Source organism: Gryllotalpicola reticulitermitis (assembly GCF_042651345.1).
Classification (GTDB): domain Bacteria; phylum Actinomycetota; class Actinomycetes; order Actinomycetales; family Microbacteriaceae; genus Gryllotalpicola; species Gryllotalpicola reticulitermitis.
In genome coordinates, this window is the sequence record NZ_JBHSCN010000002.1 from 70,441 (window position 1) to 88,111 (window position 17,671).

A 17,671-nucleotide genomic window follows, 5' to 3' on the forward strand; every position below is an offset into this window, starting at 1 on the left:
CCCCTACGCCAGCCACTCGCGCAGCGCCCGCTCGCAGGCCGTGATCTGCTCGACCGCCACGCGCTCGTCGTCAGCGTGCGCGAGGCTCGGATCGCCAGGACCGTAGTTGACGGCGGGGATGCCGAGCGCACTGAATCGCGCAACATCCGTCCACCCGTACTTCGGCGCGGCCTCAGCCCCGACCGCCGCGAGGAACTGCTTCGCCAGCGGGTCGTCGAGGCCTGGGCGCGCGCCCTCGGCCAGGTCGCGCAGCACGAACTCACCGAGCGGCTCGAACATCGCGCGCATCTTCACCTCGGCCTCCTTCCCGCTGCGCGACGGTGCGAACCGGTAGTTGACATGCACCACGCACTCGTCGGGGATCACGTTGCCCGCGACGCCACCGGCGATCAGCACGGCGTTGAGGCTCTCGCGGTACACGAGCCCCTCGACCTCGATCGACTCGGGTTCGAAGGCGGCGAGGGCGTTCAGAATCGGCGCGGCCCGGTGGATCGCGTTCTCGCCCATCCACGCGCGAGCGCTGTGGGCACGGATGCCTCGCGTCACGACGTCGAAGCGCATCGTCCCGTTGCAGCCGCCCTCGACCGCTCCGTTGCTCGGCTCGCCGAGGATCGCGAAGTCGGCATCGAGCAGCTCGGGACGTGTGCGGGCGAGCCGGGCGAGCCCGTTGAGGTCGCTCGTGACCTCCTCGTGGTCGTACCAGAGCCAGGTCACGTCCACGTTCGGCTCGGCGAGCTCGGCGGCGAGTTTGAGCGCAACGGCAGCGCCCGGCTTCATGTCGACGGTGCCGCGCCCCCAGAGATAGGTGACATCGCCGTCGGTCTCGAAGCGCGTCGGAAGGTTGCCGTTGATGGGCACGGTGTCGATGTGCCCCGCGATGACCACGCGGCGGTCGCGCCCGAGCCGGGTGCGGGCGACGATCAGGTCGCCCTCGCGCAGCACCTCGAGGTGCGGCAGGCCCGTGAGTGCAGCCTCGATCTCGTCGGCGATCTCGCGCTCGTCGCCGCTCACGGATTCGATGTCGCACAGCTGCCGGGTCAGCTCGATGGACGAGGCCGAGAGATCGAGAGGCACGCCTCTAACCTATTGGACTGCCTCGGAACGCTCGGTTCCCGTTGCGTTATGAAGGGGCTCTAGATTTATCAGGTGACTGACGCGCAGCGCCTCGCCTGGGGCTATGGACTGGCCACCGTGACCGCCGACGACCGGGTGCTCGACACCTGGTTCCCCGAGCCGCAGCTCGGCGCGCTGCCCGATGACGCCGAGATCCCGGCTGAGCTCGTCGCACTCGCCGGGCCCGATGAGCGGCGCGACGTGCGCCTCGAGGCGGTCATCGTGGCGATCGACCTCGACCAGCCCGTCGGCGGGACATCCGATGCCTACCTGCGCCTGCACGTGCTCTCGCATCTTCTCGTCGCGCCCAACGACCTCAACCTCGACGGCATCTTCGCCCACCTGCCGAATGTCGTGTTCACGAGCGCAGGCCCTGTCGCCGCCGACGAATACCCGGCGCTGCTGCCCACGCTGAAGCGCGCCGGCATTCAGGCCTACGCGGTCGACAAGTTCCCTCGGCTGCTCGACTACGTCGTGCCCGATCGGGTGCGGATCGCGGATGCCTCACGCGTGCGCCTCGGCGCCCACCTCGCACCCGGCACGGTCGTCATGCACGAGGGCTTCGTGAACTTCAACGCCGGCACCCTCGGCGCCTCCATGGTCGAGGGGCGCATCTCGCAGGGGGTCGTCGTCGGTGACGGTGCCGACATCGGCGGCGGCGCGTCGATCATGGGCACCCTCTCGGGCGGCGGCACCGAGCGCGTCGCGATCGGCTCGCGCGCGCTGCTCGGCGCGAACGCCGGCATCGGCATCTCGCTGGGCGACGACTCGGTCGTCGAAGCGGGGCTCTACGTGACCGCAGGTACGAAGGTGACGCTCGTCGGCGAGCGCGACGAGAACGGGCAGCCCTTCACGGTGAAGGCCGTGTCGCTGTCCGGCGTGCCGAGTCTGCTCTTCCGGCGAAACTCGATCACCGGCGCGGTCGAGGCCGTGCAGCGCGAGGGCCATGGCATCGAGCTGAACCAGACCCTGCACGCCTGAGCGGCGCGGGCCGGCCTCAGCGCTGCGGGAACTGGCGCTCGGGCGAGCCGATATAGAGCTGCTGCGGGCGGCCGATCTTGGTCGCCGGGTCGGTGTTGACCTCGCGCCACTGCGCGATCCACCCCGGCAGCCGCCCGATCGCGAACAGCACTGTGAACATGCGCGGCGGGAACCCCATCGCCTTGTACATGACCCCGGTGTAGAAGTCGACGTTGGGGTACAGCTTGCGTGAGACGAAGTAGTCGTCTTCGAGCGCGGCCTGCTCGAGCTCCTTCGCGATGTCGAGCAGCGGGTCGTGCACGCCGAGCTCCTCGAGCACAGCATCGGCGCTCTCTTTGACGAGCTTCGCGCGCGGGTCGTAGTTCTTGTAGACGCGGTGCCCGAAGCCCATCAGCTTCACACCGTCTTCCTTGTTCTTGACCCGCTCGACGAAGGTCTTCACGCTCTCGCCCGAGTCGCGGATTCCCGCGAGCATCTCGAGCACCGCCTCATTCGCGCCACCGTGCAGCGGCCCGTACAGGGCGCTGATGCCGGCGGAGATCGACGAGAAGATGTTCGCCTTGGTCGAGCCGACGAGACGCACGGTCGACGTCGACGCGTTCTGCTCGTGGTCGGCGTGCAGGATGAGCAGGCGGTCGAGCGCCTTCGCCACGACCGGGTTCACCTCGTACGGCTCGGCCATCGTGCCGAAGTTCAGCCGCAGGAAGTTCTCGACGTACGAGAGCGAGTTGTCGGGGTAGAGGAACGCCTGCCCCAGGCTCTTCTTGTGCGCGTAGGCGGCGACGACGGGCATCTTCGCGAGCAGGCGGATCGTCGCGAGCTCGACCGCCTCTTTGTCGTCGACGGCGGCCGAGTCCTCGTAGTACGTGCCGAGAGCGGCGACGGCGCTCGACAGCATCGACATCGGGTGGGCGTGGTACGGGAGCGCCTCGAACAGGTGCTTCAGGTCCTCGTGCACGAGCGTGTGGCGACGAATCCGCTTCTCCCACGCGTCGAGCTCGTCGGCGCTCGGCAGCTCACCGTAGAGCAGCAGCCACGCGACCTCGAGGAAGGTCGAGTTCGCCGCGATCTGCTCGATCGGGTAGCCGCGGTACCGCAGAATGCCGGCGTCGCCATCGATATACGTGATGGCGGATGCCGTCGATGCGGTGTTCACGAAGCCGTAGTCGAGCGTCGTGAGGCCGGTCTGCCGGGTCAGCGAGGCGATGTCGATGCTCGAATGGCCGTCTACGGCGGGCCGGATGGGGAACTGCGCCTGCCCACCCGGGTAGCTCAGCGTCGCGAACTGCTCTTCCGATTCCGGCACGTAGAACTCCTTCGTCTGCTGCGGGGCTCGTAGCCCCCAGCAATCCACCTTATACGGCCCTCAGCGGGCCAGTCGCAGAGCCGCTTGTTCGATGCGATCGTCGGTCGCGGTGATCGAGAAGCGCACATGGTCGGGGTAGAAATCGCCGTAGAACGAGCCGGGGCCGGCGACGATGCCGAGGTCGGCGAGGCGCGCGATGCTGCGCCACCCATCCGTTCCCTCGCTCGCCCACAGGTACAGCCCGGCCTCACTGTGATCGACGGTGAAGCCGGCCGTTTCGAGCGCCGGCTTCAGCACGGCACGGCGCTTGCGGTACCGCTCCTTCTGCTCCTCCACGTGCGTCTCGTCGCCGAGCGCGACGATCATTGCAGCCTGCAACGGCGCGGGCAGCATGAGGCCCGCGTGCTTGCGGCGGGTCAGGATGTCGTCGAGCAGAGCCGGGTCGCCCGCGACGAACGCCGCGCGGTAGCCCGCGAGATTCGACTGCTTCGACAGCGAGTAGACGGAGAGCACGCCGGTGAGATCACCGCTGCCGCCGATCACCCGCGGGTCGAGGATGCTCGGCACGCGCTCAGCGGCCCAGCGGCCCTCCCAACCGAGCTCGGCGTAGCACTCGTCGTTCACGACGATGGCGCCGAGCTCGCGCCCGCGCTGTACGGCGTCGCGCAGGAAATCGGTGTCGAGCACGCGCCCGTCGGGATTTCCGGGCGAGTTGAGCCAGATCAGCTTGGTGCCGTCCGGCCATTCGGCCGGGTCGTCGGACGCGAACGGCGTGGCGTCGGCGATCGCGGCACCGACGGCGTACGTCGGGTAGGCAACGCGCGGGTGCACGACGATGTCACCGGCACGGATGCCCGCGAGCAACGGCAGCAGCGCGACCAGCTCCTTCGAGCCGATGGACGGCAGCACGCCCTGAACCGAGAGCCCCGTCACGCCTCGACGTCTGGCGTACCACTCGACGATCGCCTCGCGCAGCGCCGGCGTGCCGGCCGTCGTCGGGTATGCGTGCGCGTCGGTCGCGGCGGCGAGGGCGTCGCGGATCAGCGCGGGCGTCGGATCGACCGGCGATCCGATCGAGAGGTCGACGACGCCGTCTGGATGTTGCCTCGCGCGCTCGACGTAGGGGGCCATGCGGTCCCACGGGTAGTCGGGCAGCGCAGTGATAGCCACTCGGTCAGCTCCTCGCGGGTTGTCAGTGGCTCTGCGGCGGCAGCACCGCGATGACCGGGTGGTCCTTCGGCAGCGGACCCACCTTGGCGGCGCCGCCGGGCGACCCGATCTCGTCGAAGAACTCGACGTTGGCCTTGTAGTAGTCAGCCCACTCGCTGGGCAGATCGTCCTCGTAGTAGATCGCCTCAACCGGGCACACGGGCTCGCAGGCGCCGCAGTCGACGCACTCGTCGGGGTGAATGTACAGAGACCGCTCGCCCTCGTAGATGCAATCGACGGGGCACTCGTCGACGCAGGCACGGTCCTTGACGTCGACGCACGGGAGAGCGATCACGTAGGTCATGGTTGAAGTCTATTTCGTGATTCCGGGGTGGTCCGCGCCGGCAGCTTCGGCCACGCGAGCACCAGCACGGCCATGATTCCGGGGACGAGGTCCCAGATCCGGCCCCGCGTGTCCTGCGCGATCACGACCGAACCGCCGGGACCTTCGATCGAGAACAGGAAGATCGGAATGAGGAGCCCCACGGCGCCGGCGAGGGTGAGCAGCCGGCTGTCGGTGTAGAGCCTCAGACCGACGAGGAAGCAGGCTGCGCCGATCAGCGCCACGACGATGCCCCACGGCAGGTTCACCGATCGAACGCCGATGACCCCACGGTGGCCGAACGTGCCCACCGTGCCGAGCAACACTCCGACGACGAACGCGAGGGCGGCCTGGGCGGCGCGATTCTGCATGAGTCCATGCTAGGGACCGACGCCACTGGACAACCCCCGGAGCAGGCACTTAGGGTGGCCTAAGTAAGCGAAGCCTTACCGACATCCACTGCTCTCCCGAAAGCATCCCGTGCTCCCCACCCTCATCATCGGCCTGCGCGAAGGCCTCGAAGCCGCGCTCATCGTCGGCATCATCGCCGCCTTCCTGCGCAGCAACGGCAAGAAGCTGCTGCCGATGTGGGTGGGCGTGGGCCTTGCCGTCGCACTGAGCATCGCCGTCGGCATCGTGCTGCGCGTGATCGAGGAAGACCTGCCCCAGGCCGGCCAGGAGGGCATGGAATCCGTCATCGGCGCCATCGCCGTCGTCTTCGTGACCGGCATGATCGTCTGGATGAACTCGCACTCGCGCGAGATGAAGCGCGAGCTCGAGGCTGAGGCCGGCGCGGCCCTGCGTGAGGGCCATGCGTACGCTCTGGCCGGCATGGCCTTCCTTGCGGTCCTCAAAGAGGGCTTCGAGACGAGCGTGTTCCTGCTCGCCACCTTCAGCGCGTCGACGAACGCGACGCTCGCGGTGACAGGTGCCGTCATCGGTGTGCTCGCCGCCGTCGGCATCGGCATCGGCATCTACGCCGGCAGCGTCAGGCTCAACCTGTCGACCTTCTTCCGCTGGACCGGGGCCTTCCTCATCCTTGTGGCGGCAGGACTCGTGCTCACCACCCTGCGCACCGCGCACGAGGCAGGCTGGCTGATCGCCGGCCAGCAGCAAGTGCTGAACCTGAACTGGCTCGTGGCACCCGGCTCGATTCAGGCCGCGCTCATCACCGGAGTGCTCGGCATTCCGGCGGACCCGCGGCTCATCGAAGTCGTCGGCTGGCTCAGCTATCTCATCCCGGTCGCCCTGTTCGTATACTGGCCGCGCGCACGCCGGGCCCGCGGCATGCAGGTCGCCCGCTTGCAGTTCTGGCTCGCCGGCGCCGTTGCCGCAGCCGCCATCGTGCTCGCCGTCGCGGCCCCGCGACCAGTCGCGCCTGCGGCGCACCCTGTCACGATCGACGCAAGCACCACCGGGGTGACCGATGGCGGAACAGCCGAACTCCACGGCAACGAGTTCAGCTACACCTTCGCCGGGCGGCACACGACAGTGCGACTCGACCGTGCCCATTCCATCCCCGACGACCGCAACGGCATCAGCGCCACCAAGCGCACCGTTCCGGTCGAGGTCGCCACGTCCGGGCTCGCCTTCCCGAAGACGGTGACACTCGATCAGCTCATCTCCTTCAGCGGCGGTCGGGTTCCCGTCGGCATCAACGCGAGCCAGAACCCCGGGCCTTACACCGCGACGTGGACCATGGCCGGCTCGCTCACCGTCTGGACGAGCGACGGAGTCCTGCTCGACGCTCAGCAGACGGCCGTCACCGCCGTGACCGTCGCGGGCGGCGGCCTCACCACACCGCGCACCATCGCCGTCAGCGACGTGAACTTCGCCCTGCCGAGCTGGCAGGTCGCCAGCGCATCCGCCCAGAAGGCGGCCGACACGGTGGGCTCCATCGACCAGGCACGGACCGAGCACGCCCTCTGGGGCATCCAGGTGCCCATCGCCCTGCTGGTGATCGCCGCCGCCCTCGCCGTCGCCGGCCTGCGCACGCGCCGCCGGCAGCTGCGTGCCGAGACTTCCCCCCGCAACCCCCCGACGTCGCCACAGGCGACACCCCAAAGGAGCCACAGCTATGCAGCGCAGTAGCACCGCGCGACGACTCGTCGCCGCTGCTGGACTCGCCGGAGCCCTCGCCATCGCCCTCACCGCGTGCGGTGCGAGCGGAAGCGGCGGCACGTCGCCCACCAGTGCGTCGAGCGGCTCGGCCGCCCCCGTCAGCAAGGGCGCGAGCCAGGTCAAAGTGACACTCACCGGCGACAACGGTGACAAGTGCTCCCTCAGCGACACGAGCGCCAAGGCAGGCCCCGTCACATTCACCGTCGAGAACCAGAGCTCGACGGCGATCACCGAGGTCGAGCTGCAGAGCCAGAACCGCATCCTCGGCGAGAAGGAGAACCTCGCGCCGGGCCTCGCCCCCGTCTCCTTCACTCTGACGCTCGGCGGCGGCAGCTACCAGGTGTACTGCCCGGGCGCCGACAAAGAGATCCAGAACTTCACCGTCACCGGCAAGGCGGCGGCCCAGCCCGCCGGCGACGTGCAGTCAGTGCTCAGTCAGGGCACGACTGGCTACGCGAGCTATGTCGACGGCGTCGTCGTCGACATGGTGACCGCGACGAAGAATCTGCAGGCCGCCGTCGACTCGGGCAGCCTGCAGACGGCCCAGGCGAAGTACGCACTCGCGCGCCCCTTCTACGAGAAGATCGAGTCCGACGTCGACGGCTTCGTGAAGCCCGGCTTCAAGGCCACCGACAACGCGGGCAACCTCGACTATCTGATCGACATGCGCGCCTCGAACCTCGACCCGAGCGTCGGCTGGCACGGGTTCCACGCCATCGAGCGCGACCTGTTCCAGGCGAAGGCGATCACGCCGAGCACGAAGTCGCTCGCGGCCGAGCTCACCTCGAACGTCGAAGAGCTCGCGACCCTCTCGAAGTCACTCACGTACAAGCCCGAGGACCTCGCGAACGGCGCCGCCGGCCTCCTCGAAGAGGTCCAGACCGAGAAGGTCACCGGCGAGGAAGAGGCGTTCAGCCACTACGACCTCATCGACTTCGCGGCGAACGTCGAAGGCGCGCAGCAGGCCTTCGCCTTCCTCGAGCCCGGCATGAAGAAGATCGACCCGGCGCTCACCACGACGATCAACACCCAGTTCACCAACGTGAACAACCTGCTGAACACCTTCCGCGACCCGAGCCAGCCCGGCGGCTTCAAGATCTACACCCCGCAGCTGCGCGAGCAGAACGCGGCGACGCTGAGCCACGCCGTCCAGGCCCTGCAGGTGCCGCTGTCGACCATCGCCGAGAAGGTGGCGACAGCCGGTTGAGCGACGACCCGAAGAAGGCCGAGAACCACGCCCTCACCCGCCGCGGCCTGCTCTACGGAGCGGCCGCGGCCGGCGGCCTCGTCGTCGGCGCGGCAGGAGGTGTCGGCGGCGCGTTCGCTGCCGGTATGGGCACGGGCTCCACGGCGCCCGCGACCGACGATGGCGACGTCGTCGACCTGTCGGTGGCGCACCCGTTCTACGGCACCGCCGAGCAGGCAGGCATCCGTACCGAGCCGCAGCGCTACTGCGTCTACATGACGTTCGATCTGTCGTCGCCGCTCGCGAGCGACCTCCAGGTGCTGCTCGCCCGCTGGTCGGGCGCAATCGCCCAGGTCATGCAGGGCAAGACGATCGGCCAGGTCGAGCCGAACCGAACGGATGCGGTGGGCGTCGACACCGGCGAGGCCCTCGGGCTCGCCCCCGCCGGCCTCACCGTGACGGTGGGCCTCGGGCCGCGATTGTTCACCGACGCCTCGTACGGCCTCGCGAAGCAGAAGCCGACTCTCATGCGTGCGCTCGCCACCCTGCCGTCCGACGCGATGACGCCGGCACTCACTGGCGGCGACCTGTCTCTGCAGGCCTGCGCCGACGACCCGCAGGTGGCCTATCACGCCATCCGCGACCTAGCGCGCATGGCCAAGGGCACCGCGGCCACCCGATGGACCGTGATGGGCTTCGGTCGCGCGTCCGCCGGAAAGGACCAGGCGACGCCGCGCAACCTCATGGGGTACAAGGACGGCACCCGCAACATCAAGGAAGAGACGGACTTCGACAAGTTCGTCTGGGTAAAGGACTCGGGCCCCGCCTGGACTCAGGGCGGCAGCTACCAGGTCGTGCGAAAGATCCAGATGAACATCGAGAACTGGGACGCGGACCGCATCAGCGACCAGAACACGGTGTTCGGCCGCGACAAGCAGGCCGGGGCTCCCCTCTCGGGCGGGACCGAGTTCACGACGCCGAACTTCCACGCGACGGCGTCCGACGGCAGCACCAAGATCTCGCCGACCGCGCACATCGCGCTCGCCGCGCACGAGAACAACGGCGGGGTCAAGATCCTGCGACGGAGTTACAACTACACCGACGGACTCAATCAGTACGGCCTGCTCGACGCGGGACTGCTGTTCATCTCGTACCAGAACGATCCGGCTCACTTCGAGGCGCTGCAGACCAAGCTCGGCTCGTCAGACCGGCTGAATGAGTACATCTCGCACATCGGCTCGGGAATCTTCTTCGTGCCGCCCGCGCCCGCCGCCGGGCATTACATCGCCGAGGCGATGTTCGCGTAGCGAGCTGTGTCGCGGGTGCGCTGCCCGGATCCGGCACCCGCTGCCCGCGTCTGAGCAGCGCGTCGCGGGTCCGAGCAGCGCAATCGCGTCGCCCGGTTTGGGGCGTGTGCGAGCGGATGCCTGGCGCGTACGCTCACTGGCGTGACTGAGCCGGAGTATGCCGTCGATGACAGCGGGCTGCTGGTGCCACCGCGCTTCGACGCGGGCACGGCCGGTGACGGCCGGGCGCCCGCGGTTGCCGCCGCGCAGCCGCCCCGAACGGCTGCGGTCCGGGCATCCGCTGTCGGCTACTCCCCCACCGCGCTCACGCGGCCCGGCGTGCCGACGCACCGCCCTGCCAGCGCGACCGCGCCGCTGCCCACGGCGGGCAAGCTCAACTGGATCTTCGGTGTGCTCGGCATCGCGACGGGCCTCGCGAGCTTCGTGTGGCCACTCCTCTGCCTCACCGTTCTCGTGAGCCTTGCGCTCAGCGCCATCGGCATCAGCCGCGCGAACCGGTTGCGGCGCCGCGGCGCCAACGGGCGCGCTGTCGCGATCGTCGGGCTGGTGATCGGGTTGGCCTCGGCTGCGAACCTCGTCTTCGGGATCAGCCAGATGCTTCAGCTCGGCTCGTTCGTGACCCACCTGCTGCCCTGACGACAGCGAGCAGACCTACCGGAACCGGCCGGGGCCGCCCACGGCGGACCCGCCAGAGTCGGTCGGGCTGGTGAGGCGCCGCGCTGTTACGCGTCCTGACGCTTCATGCGGGCCGCCGCACGGCCGCGGGCCGTCGCGTCGAGCTCGACCTTGCGGATGCGCACCTTCTCGGGCGTGACCTCGACGCACTCGTCCTCGCGGGCGAACTCGAGGCACTCCTCGAGCGTCAGCTGGCGCGACGGCGTCATGGCCTCGAAGTTGTCGGCCGTCGACGTGCGCATGTTGGTGAGCTTCTTCTCACGCGTGATGTTCACATCCATGTCATCGGCACGCGAATTCTCGCCGACGACCATGCCCTCGTAGACCTCTTCGGTCGGGTTCACGAAGAAGCTCATGCGCTCCTGCAGGCCGATGATCGCGTACGCCGTGACGACGCCCTGGCGGTCGGCCACGATCGAGCCGTTGTTGCGGGTGACGATGGAGCCCGCCCACTCGTCGTAGCCGTGCGAGATCGCATTCGAGATGCCGGTGCCGCGGGTGGTGGTGAGGAACTCGGTGCGGAAGCCGATCAGTCCGCGCGACGGCACGATGAACTCCATGCGCACCCAGCCGGTGCCGTGGTTCGACATGCCCTCCATGCGGCCCTTGCGTGCGGCGAGCAGCTGGGTGATCGCGCCGAGGTACTCCTCAGGAATGTCGATCGTGACGTGCTCGTACGGCTCGTGCACCTTGCCGTCGACCGTGCGCGTGACCACCTGCGGCTTGCCGACGGTGAGCTCGAAGCCCTCGCGGCGCATCTGCTCGACGAGGATCGCCAGCGCGAGCTCGCCGCGCCCCTGCACCTCCCACGCGTCGGGCTTGCCGATGTCGAGAACGCGCAGCGACACGTTGCCGACGAGCTCGCGGTCGAGACGGTCCTTCACCATGCGGGCGGTCAGCTTGTGACCCTTGACCTTGCCCATGAGCGGCGAGGTGTTGATGCCGACGGTCATCGAGATGGCCGGCTCGTCGACGTGGATCGCGGGCAGCGGGCGCACGTCGTCGGGGTCGGCGAGCGTCTCACCGATCATGATGTCCTCGATGCCGGCGACGGCGACGATGTCGCCCGCACTCGCCGACTGCGCCGGAAATCGATCGAGCGCCTTGGTCAGCAGCAGCTCGGTGATGCGGGCGTTCGACGTCGTGCCGTCGTGGTGCACGCGGGTGACCTGCTGGCCCTTGGAGATCTCACCCGAGAAAACGCGCAGCAGCGCGAGGCGGCCGAGGAACGGCGACGCGTCGAGGTTCGTCACCCAGGCCTGCAGCGGCGCCTCGTCGTCATACGTGGGAGCGGGCACGTGCTGCAGAATCGCCTCGAACAGCGGCTCGAGGTTCTCGCTGTCGGGCAGCTCGCCGTCGCCCGGCTGGTTGCGCGACGCGCGGCCGGCCTTGCCGCTCGCGTAGACGACCGGCACGTCGAGCAGCGCGTCGACATCGAGATCGGGGACGGTGTCGGTGAGATCGGATGCGAGGCCGAGCAGCAGGTCCTGTGCCTCGGCGACCACCTCGTCGATGCGCGCGTCGGGGCGGTCGGTCTTGTTCACCGCGAGGATCACCGGCAGCTTCGCCTCGAGCGCCTTGCGCAGCACGAAGCGGGTCTGCGGCAGGGGCCCCTCGGACGCGTCGACCAGCAGCACGACGCCGTCGACCATCGAAAGCCCGCGCTCGACCTCGCCGCCGAAGTCGGCGTGACCCGGAGTGTCGATCACGTTGATCGTGATCGGGCCGGCGGGGTTGTGGTCGACGGCGTGCTCGCCGTTGTACACGATCGCCGTGTTCTTCGCGAGGATCGTGATGCCCTTTTCGCGCTCCAGCTCGTTCGAGTCCATCGCACGTTCCTCGACGTGCGCGTGCTCACCGAAGGAGTTGGTCTGCTTCAGCATCGCGTCGACGAGGGTGGTCTTGCCGTGGTCGACGTGAGCCACGATCGCGACGTTGCGCAAGTCGGTGCGGAGGGCAGTGGCCATGGGTGTACGAAGTCCTTCGAAGGTATGAATTGGCGCGGCGTCCGTGTGCGCGAAAGAGGGCGGCACCGGGGCCGCCCTCTTAGTCTACGTGCAGTTACTCAGCAGCGCCCTCGCGAGCACAGCCCGCTCGGCGGCTGGCGCGCGAGAGCCCACCGGGCTCTCGCTATTGAGCGCCCTCGCGAGCACAGCCCGCTCGGCGGCTGGCGCGCGAGAGCCCACCGGGCTCTCGCTATTGAGCGCCCTCGCGAGCACAGCCCGCTCGGCGGCTGGCGCGCGAGAGCCCACCGGGCTCTCGCTATTGAGCGCCAGCCGCTAACACCTCCGCGCGAGCCTCGCGCCGCTCGCGCTGCAGCAGCGGGTCAGGCAGCGGCACGGCCGAGATGAGGCGCTTCGTGTACGGGTCCTGCGGGTTGCGCAGCACCTGCTCCTTGGCGCCCTGCTCGACCAGCTTGCCGCGGTGCATCACGAGAATGCGGTGAGCGAGCACGTCGACGACGGCGAGGTCGTGCGTGATGAAGAGGCACGCGAACTTGAGCTCCTGCTGCAGCTCCTGCAGCAGGTCGAGGAAGCGCGCCTGCACCGACACATCGAGCGCCGAGGTCGGCTCGTCCGCGATCAGCAGCGGCGGGCGCAGAGCGAGCGCACGCGCGATGCCGACGCGCTGACGCTGGCCACCGGACAGCTCGTGCGGGAAGCGGTTGCGGAACGAGCGCGGCAGCTCGACCTCATCGAGCAGGCCCTCGACGCGACGGTCGAGATCCCGGCCCTTCGCGAGCCCGGCGAGCTTGATCGGCTCACCGATCGACTCGCCGATCGGCAGACGCGGGTTGAGCGAGGAGCCCGGATCCTGGAACACGATGCCCGTGGTCCGGCGGATCTTGCGCAGTTCGCGCTCAGGCATCGTCGCGATGTCGGACCCGTTGATCTTGAGCGCACCGGAGTGGACGCCCAGCAGGCCGATCGACGCCCGGCCGATCGTGCTCTTGCCCGACCCCGACTCACCGACGAGTCCAACGACCTCGCCGGCCTTGATGTCGAAGCTCACCCCGTCGACCGCCCGGAATGCGGGAATCCGCCCGCGCTTCGGGTATTCGATCACGACGTCGTCGAAGCTGAGCACCGTTGCGGCACTGCTCGGCTCGACCGCGACCTCGGTCGCGGGCTCGAGGCTGAGCTTGGGCACCGCGGCGAGCAGCTGCTGGGTGTACGGATGCTTGGGAGCCCGGAAGACCTCGACGATCTCACCGGCCTCGACGATCCGGCCGTCCTTCATGACGATGATCTTGTCGGCGAGGTCGGCGACGACACCCATGTCGTGGGTGATCAGCACGATGGCGCTCGACAGCTTGTCACGCAGATTGCGCAGAAGATCAAGGATCTCGGCCTGCACGGTGACGTCGAGCGCCGTGGTGGGCTCGTCGGCGATGAGAAGCTTCGGGTCGCACGAGATCGCCATGGCGATCATGGCGCGCTGACGCTGGCCACCCGAGAGCTGGTGCGGGTACTTGTCGACCGTGATCTCGGGCGTGGGCATCTCGACGAGCTCGAGCAGCTCGATGGCCCGGGCGCGCGCCTCGGTCGGGGTGAGCCCGCGGTGCACGCGGAGCGACTCGATGATCTGCGCACCGATGGTGAACACGGGGTTCAGCGCCGTCATCGGCTCCTGGAAGATGACGGCCATGTCCTCGCCACGCATCCGTCGCAGCTGGGCGCCCGAGATGTTGCTGATGTCGCGGCCGTCGAAGCGGATGGTGCCGTTCACCCGGCCGTTCGGTGGCAGGAGACCGAGCAGTGCCATCGAACTCGAGCTCTTGCCGGAGCCGGACTCACCCACAATGGCGAGCACCTCACCCGGCGCCACCTCGTAGTTCATGTCGATGGCGGCGGGGTACCAGGTTCCGTCCACCCAGAAATCCACGCCCAGGTTCTCGATCTTGAGCACCGGCGTCTGCGCCGCGTGCGCGGTCGTCGCGGGGATCGTCACTGGAGTCGTCCTTTCAACTGAATGCCGTGTGTCACGATGGAGCGGTGAACGAGTCGGTCGTCCTGCGTCCCCGGTTCGGCATCGTCATCACGTGCCTCGTGTGGGCCGTGGTGGTGGTCTGTTGCATCGCGCTGTTCGTGCAGGGCGACGGGTTCGGCGCGCTGCGCTACCTGCCGCTCTTCCTGCTCGCCGGCTACCTCTGCTGGATGCTGTTCTGGTCGCCGGCCGTGCGCATCGGCACGGCCGGCGTCGTGCTGCGGAACATCGCCCGCAGCCGTGACGTGTCGTGGGCCGCGATCCGCGACGTCGACACGAAGTACACGCTCACGCTCGACACTCCGGCCGGGCGTCTGAGCGCCTGGGCGGCGCCCGCTCCGAGCCGATTCGCCGGCATGCGCGCGGCGAAGGCCGAGCTCGGCCACCTGCCCGAGAGCACGTACGGCCCCGGCAACAGCGTGCGTCTCGGCGATATACCCAGTTCCGACTCGGGCCTCGCGGCGCTGCACGTGCGGCGCCAGTGGGAGCGCCTGCGCGACGCGGGCGCGCTCACCGCCGCTCCGCTGGAGGGTACCGGCGTCACCACGCATTGGCATCGTGTCGAGCTGATCGTGCTCGGGGCGCTGGTGCTCGCGAGCGTCGCCGCGCAGTCGTTCTGAGACGACGGAGCGCGCCTGACCGCGGGCCGCGCTCATCACGCGGCCTCACCTGCAGGCTCGGCCGGCTTCTCGCGAGCAGCCGCCCGCGCATCCTTGGCCTTGCGGCTGAGCATGCGCCGCTGACGCGGGTCGAAGGCGTCGCGCAGGCCGTCGCCGATGAAGTTGATGGTGAGCGCGATGATGACGATGAAGATACCGGTCCACCAGAACAGCCAGGGGCGCGTCTGGAACGCGTTCTGGTAGAGGTTCATGAGGCTACCGAGCGAGACGTCGGGCTCCTGCACGCCGAGGCCGAGGTAACTGAGCGCAGCCTCGAGCAGGATCGCCGCGGACATCGTCAGGGTGCCCGAGACGATGATGACGCCCGCTGCGTTCGGAACGATGTGCTTGAACATGATGCGGAAGCTGGATGCGCCTGCAACGCGTGCCGCGTCGACGAACTCGCGCTCGCGCAGGGCCAGCACCTCGCCGCGCACAAGTCGGGCGAGCGTCGTCCACAGCAGCACGCCGAGCAGCAGGGCGAGCACGAACGAACCCGAGTTGGATGCCTTGTGCCCCACGATGGCGGCCAGCAGGATGATCGGCACCACGAGGAACAGGTCGGTGAAGCGCATGACGAGCGAGTCGACCCAGCCGCCGAAGTAACCGGCGACCGCACCGAGCAGAGACCCGATCACGGTCGACACGAGGCCGATCACGAGGATGATCATGATCGACTGCTGGATGCCGCGCATCACCTCGGCGAACACGTCGCGGCCGACCTCGTCCTGACCGAAGGGGTGGTCGCCCCATCGGAACGGCCACAGGCGCAGCGACGGATGCGTGTTCCGCTCGATCGGGTTGATCTCGGTCCAGTTGTACTTCCACCAGCCGTGGATGTGGATGCCGAGCGCGTCGATGCCGACGGAGGTGTACGAGAGCAGCACCACGAAGATGAGCACGCACAGCGCGATCATGGCGCCCTTGTGTCGCACGAAGCGCTTGAAGACGATGCGGGTCTGGCTGAGGCCCTCGACCTCTTTGAGCTCGATGGCGTTCTCGACGCGCTCTGCTCCCGAGTGTTCGGCTCGGTCGGTCTCGACCTCGGTGTAGATCTCTTCGGCGAGGCGGTCGCCGCCGAGAGGGAGGTCGGGGTTGGGCGTGCGTTCTGGACGATTCGGATCTGACATTACGAAACTCGGATTCGGGGGTCGAGGGCGGAGTAGATCACGTCGGCGAGCGCGTTGAAGATGATGATCGCGATACCCGACACGAGCACGACGCCCATCACGGTGTTGACGTCGACGATGTTCAGCGCGTTCTGGAACAGCTGTCCCATGCCCTGGTAGCTGAACACCTGTTCGGTGACGACCGCGCCGCTGATCAGGGCGCCGAAGTCGAGCGTGATGATGGTGACGACGGGGATCAGCGCGTTGCGGAACGCGTGACGCATGACCACCGAGCGCTCGGTGATGCCCTTGGCGCGAGCGGTGCGGATGTAGTCCTGGTTCATCACCTCGAGCATGCTCGCGCGGGAATACCGGCTGTAGCTGGCCAGCGAGGCGAGCATCAGCGCGAGCGTCGGCAGCAGCAGGTGGCTGAAGTGGTCGAGCCCGGTCACCCAGAAGTCGCCCTGCAGGTCGGGAGTGACCGAACCGATCGTGGCGATCGGGCGGCCGTTCACGTAATCGCTCGTCGCGTAGACGTTCCAGGTCTGCATGAAGCGGTCGAGCACGATGATCGCCGCGGTGATGAACGCGGTGATGGCCGTGCCTCGCGCCGATACCGCGCGGTCGTGGCCGCCCCACAGGTAGCCGATGACGACGCCGACGGCGATCGTGACGATCGCGAGCACGGCGATCAGCCAGAGGCTCATGTAGGGGAAGAGGTACTGCAGCGGGTAATAGAGGATGCCGCCGAGCACTGCCGCGGAGAGCGAGGAGTACAGCGCGCGCCGGTTGTCGAGCCCGGCGGTCAGCATGGTGACGAGCACGGCCGTTCCGAGGGAAAGCACGAGCACGATGCCGATTCCGAGGCCCGGGTCGTTGAACCACTTGGTCAAGGACATGTACAGCAGGATGCCTGCGGTGACGACGGCGGCCACGACGAACACCGTGAGGCGACGCCGCCGGTTGCCGCCGATGATGCCGAGCCAGACGATGCCGGAGACCAGCGCGAGGATCACGATGACGATCGGACTGATCACCGGGTCGGCGAGGAAGTTGTTGAAGCCGATGCCGACGTACTGCTTGAGCATCACGGCGAGCCAGAAGATGGGCAGCGAGAAGAAGAGGAACGACAGGAACGTCGTCGTGTAGTCGAACGCCGAGTACTGGCGCAGTGCCGTGGCGATACCGATCGTCACGCCGATGATGATCGCGACCACGGTCGCGGTGAGCACGAGCTGCAGCGTCGCACCCATTGCGCTGCCGAGCTCGGTCGTGACCTTCTGGCCCTGGTTCGAGTAACCGAGGGTGAAGTGCCCGACGAAGCCGTCGAGGATGCCGCGGAACCAGATGAAGTACCGCAGGAACGGATTCACGTCGAGGTTCAGCAGGTGCACGCGCTGCGCGATCAGCGCAGCCTTGTTGCGTGCGGTGCTCTGCTCAAGATCTGCGAGGGGGTTGCCCGAGAAGCAGGTCAGCACGTAGACGATGTACGACGCGATGAGCAGAACGATGACAGAGGCGATGAATCTCCTGGTGAGGAACGCCAGCATACGAATTTAGGCCTTTCTGGGGTGGCGCACCGGGCTCGCAGCGGTGACGCGCAGCCATGCAGGCCAAATCTACACGGACCGTTTATTAGCGATCGCTGGGGCGGCCTTGTACCACCAGCACGTAGGGCGCCGCCGCGACTGATCGC

Annotated in this window: 15 protein-coding genes; 6 read left to right on the forward strand and 9 right to left on the reverse strand. The window is 68.2% G+C overall.

Annotated elements, in window-relative coordinates; translation table 11 throughout:
• Positions 1–3: 3 nt before the first annotated feature.
• A complete protein-coding gene (gene dapE, locus ACFOYW_RS00810) occupies positions 4–1,074 on the reverse strand; it encodes a succinyl-diaminopimelate desuccinylase (protein ID WP_390226654.1) in 1,071 nt (356 codons plus the stop codon).
• Positions 1,075–1,146: 72 nt separating this feature from the next.
• Here dapE and dapD point away from each other — a divergent pair, with 72 nt between their 5' ends.
• A complete protein-coding gene (gene dapD, locus ACFOYW_RS00815; RefSeq protein ID WP_390226655.1) occupies positions 1,147–2,094 on the forward strand; it encodes a 2,3,4,5-tetrahydropyridine-2,6-dicarboxylate N-succinyltransferase in 948 nt (315 codons plus the stop codon).
• Between the two features lie 16 nt (positions 2,095–2,110).
• Here dapD and ACFOYW_RS00820 read toward each other — a convergent pair whose 3' ends face one another.
• Genes ACFOYW_RS00820 through ACFOYW_RS00835 form a run of 4 tightly spaced genes read right to left on the reverse strand, consistent with a single transcriptional unit; the run spans position 2,111 to position 5,302 of the window.
• Positions 2,111–3,400, reverse strand: coding sequence for a citrate synthase (locus ACFOYW_RS00820; RefSeq protein ID WP_390226656.1), 1,290 nt, complete (start codon positions 3,398–3,400; stop codon positions 2,111–2,113).
• A gap of 60 nt (positions 3,401–3,460) precedes the next feature.
• The gene (gene dapC, locus ACFOYW_RS00825; protein ID WP_390226657.1) at positions 3,461–4,570 is read right to left on the reverse strand and encodes a succinyldiaminopimelate transaminase; all 1,110 of its coding nucleotides are present in this window, start codon (positions 4,568–4,570) and stop codon (positions 3,461–3,463) included.
• Positions 4,571–4,592: 22 nt separating this feature from the next.
• Entirely contained in the window at positions 4,593–4,913 is a 321-nt protein-coding gene (gene fdxA / locus ACFOYW_RS00830) for a ferredoxin (protein WP_390226659.1), read from the reverse strand.
• Positions 4,910–5,302: a DUF6113 family protein gene (locus ACFOYW_RS00835; protein WP_390226660.1), complete on the reverse strand. Its 393-nt coding sequence runs from the start codon at positions 5,300–5,302 to the stop codon at positions 4,910–4,912. The genes fdxA and ACFOYW_RS00835 overlap by 4 nt, the downstream gene beginning before the upstream one ends.
• Before the next feature lie 109 nt (positions 5,303–5,411).
• Here ACFOYW_RS00835 and efeU point away from each other — a divergent pair, with 109 nt between their 5' ends.
• The 4 genes from efeU to ACFOYW_RS00855 all read left to right on the forward strand — a co-directional run bounded on the left by efeU (position 5,412) and on the right by ACFOYW_RS00855 (position 10,181).
• A complete protein-coding gene (efeU, locus tag ACFOYW_RS00840; RefSeq protein ID WP_390226661.1) occupies positions 5,412–7,022 on the forward strand; it encodes an iron uptake transporter permease EfeU in 1,611 nt (536 codons plus the stop codon).
• Entirely contained in the window at positions 7,009–8,259 is a 1,251-nt protein-coding gene (gene efeO, locus ACFOYW_RS00845; protein ID WP_390226662.1) for an iron uptake system protein EfeO, read from the forward strand. Before efeU ends, efeO begins: the two co-directional genes overlap by 14 nt.
• The gene (locus ACFOYW_RS00850) at positions 8,256–9,545 is read left to right on the forward strand and encodes a Dyp-type peroxidase (RefSeq protein WP_390226664.1); all 1,290 of its coding nucleotides are present in this window, start codon (positions 8,256–8,258) and stop codon (positions 9,543–9,545) included. The genes efeO and ACFOYW_RS00850 overlap by 4 nt, the downstream gene beginning before the upstream one ends.
• Before the next feature lie 141 nt (positions 9,546–9,686).
• Entirely contained in the window at positions 9,687–10,181 is a 495-nt protein-coding gene (locus tag ACFOYW_RS00855; RefSeq protein WP_390226665.1) for a hypothetical protein, read from the forward strand.
• A gap of 86 nt (positions 10,182–10,267) precedes the next feature.
• Here ACFOYW_RS00855 and typA read toward each other — a convergent pair whose 3' ends face one another.
• Positions 10,268–12,187, reverse strand: a complete 1,920-nt coding sequence (typA, locus tag ACFOYW_RS00860) for a translational GTPase TypA (protein ID WP_390226666.1) — start codon at positions 12,185–12,187, stop codon at positions 10,268–10,270.
• Between the two features lie 295 nt (positions 12,188–12,482).
• On the reverse strand, positions 12,483–14,171 hold the full coding sequence (locus ACFOYW_RS00865) for a dipeptide ABC transporter ATP-binding protein (RefSeq protein ID WP_390226667.1): 1,689 nt from the start codon (positions 14,169–14,171) through the stop codon (positions 12,483–12,485).
• A gap of 44 nt (positions 14,172–14,215) precedes the next feature.
• Between ACFOYW_RS00865 and ACFOYW_RS00870 the strand changes: the two genes are divergently transcribed.
• The gene (locus tag ACFOYW_RS00870) at positions 14,216–14,827 is read left to right on the forward strand and encodes a PH domain-containing protein (RefSeq protein ID WP_390226668.1); all 612 of its coding nucleotides are present in this window, start codon (positions 14,216–14,218) and stop codon (positions 14,825–14,827) included.
• A 35-nt stretch (positions 14,828–14,862) separates the two neighbouring features.
• Here the strand turns inward: ACFOYW_RS00870 and ACFOYW_RS00875 are convergent, their stop codons facing one another.
• Entirely contained in the window at positions 14,863–15,996 is a 1,134-nt protein-coding gene (locus ACFOYW_RS00875) for an ABC transporter permease (protein WP_390226670.1), read from the reverse strand.
• Positions 15,996–17,525 (reverse strand): ABC transporter permease, encoded by a 1,530-nt coding sequence (locus tag ACFOYW_RS00880; protein ID WP_390226672.1) that lies wholly within the window; start codon positions 17,523–17,525, stop codon positions 15,996–15,998. The genes ACFOYW_RS00875 and ACFOYW_RS00880 overlap by 1 nt, the downstream gene beginning before the upstream one ends.
• Positions 17,526–17,671 lie beyond the last annotated feature (146 nt).

Excerpts from the sequence above, each read along its gene's own strand:
- fdxA (WP_390226659.1), bottom strand. The coding sequence starts at position 4,913 with ATGACCTACGTGATCGCTCTCCCGTGCGTCGACGTCAAGGACCGTGCC.
- ACFOYW_RS00835 (WP_390226660.1), bottom strand. The coding sequence starts at position 5,302 with ATGCAGAATCGCGCCGCCCAGGCCGCCCTCGCGTTCGTCGTCGGAGTG.
- efeO (WP_390226662.1), top strand. The coding sequence starts at position 7,009 with ATGCAGCGCAGTAGCACCGCGCGACGACTCGTCGCCGCTGCTGGACTC.
- typA (WP_390226666.1), bottom strand. The coding sequence starts at position 12,187 with ATGGCCACTGCCCTCCGCACCGACTTGCGCAACGTCGCGATCGTGGCT.
- ACFOYW_RS00875 (WP_390226670.1), bottom strand. The coding sequence starts at position 15,996 with ATGTCAGATCCGAATCGTCCAGAACGCACGCCCAACCCCGACCTCCCT.
- ACFOYW_RS00880 (WP_390226672.1), bottom strand. The coding sequence starts at position 17,525 with ATGCTGGCGTTCCTCACCAGGAGATTCATCGCCTCTGTCATCGTTCTG.